General features: G+C 63.9%; 2 protein-coding genes. Both read left to right on the plus strand.

Annotation, left to right across the window (positions count from 1 at the left end):
- Positions 1-157: 157 nt before the first annotated feature.
- A complete protein-coding gene (locus ACFYP3_RS37980; RefSeq protein ID WP_388842703.1) occupies positions 158-769 on the plus strand; it encodes a transposase in 612 nt (203 codons plus the stop codon).
- Positions 769-972: a transposase domain-containing protein gene (locus ACFYP3_RS37985; RefSeq protein ID WP_388842705.1), complete on the plus strand. Its 204-nt coding sequence runs from the start codon at positions 769-771 to the stop codon at positions 970-972. The genes ACFYP3_RS37980 and ACFYP3_RS37985 overlap by 1 nt, the downstream gene beginning before the upstream one ends.
- Positions 973-1,023 lie beyond the last annotated feature (51 nt).

Below are 1,023 nucleotides of genomic sequence, written 5' to 3' on the forward strand. Positions count from 1 at the left end.
AGACCCCCACCCTGCGGATACCTCATACACCCGGCATACCGCGACGATCACCGATCGTCAGCCCCCTACGACAACCCGGCTTCAAAGTCAGTAATTGGGATATGCGACTCGATCGCTGTGTAGGACAACGTCGGCGAGGTCGTCTGCGGGACTGCAGTTGGACGACGAGCTGGCGGAGGTGACCGTGCCCCAGATCTGGGCCGGCGTGGACATCGGCAAGGAACACCACCACTGCGTGGTGATCGACGCGGAAGGCGAACGCCTACTGTCGCGGCGAGTCCTGAACGATGAGGCCGCTCTATTAGAGCTGATCAGCGACGTACTGGCGCTCGCTGACGACGTTCTCTGGGCGGTGGATATCAACCACGGCGGGGCCGCCCTGCTCATCGGCTTGCTACTCTGCCACGACCAGCCGATGGTCTATCTCACCGGCCTTGCTGTTCATCAGGCATCGGCTGCCTATCGCGGCCAGGGAAAGACGCAAGACAGGGAAGTTTGGCTGCTCAGCCATGCGTCAAGGCTCGCGGAAGTTGGCTGGGCGGGGGTGAGGCTCCTTGTAGAACAGGTGTCGACCAAGACAGTGTTCTGCGAAGGAGCCTCGGTGCCCGATTCTGGCATGCGATTACGTCCTTGGGCGGGTGGTCCGGCCTTCGCGGCCGGTCATCTGGGTGAGCTGACGCAGGTCATCACACCGTCGCTGGTCGACACAGTGCTGATCGCGACCGGTCGGGTGCAGGTGCGTGTGTCCGTAAGCTGCCGGCCCGCGTGATGGTGTACTTCGTCCTGGCCATGGCGCTGTTCGGGGAGTGCGGATACCGCGGCGTGTGGTCCGCGTTGGTCGCCGCGCCGTGCCTGCCTGATGTCGATCCGTCGGCGGCAGCGTTGCGCCAAGGACGCCGACGGCTGGGTTCGGCACCGCTGTGCGCATTGAGCCTTTTCAGCTGGGCCACCGATCGGGTGACGGCGGAGTGACCGTGGAATGGGCAGAGCCCCAGGGCTGTTGAGCAAGGTGTCTACGCTCAA

The organism is Streptomyces sp. NPDC005533 (assembly GCF_042871845.1).
Classification (GTDB): Bacteria; Actinomycetota; Actinomycetes; order Streptomycetales; family Streptomycetaceae; genus Streptomyces.

Bases quoted from the DNA above. Each gene is read 5' to 3' on its own strand.
- ACFYP3_RS37985 (WP_388842705.1), top strand. From the start codon at position 769: ATGGTGTACTTCGTCCTGGCCATGGCGCTGTTCGGGGAGTGCGGATAC.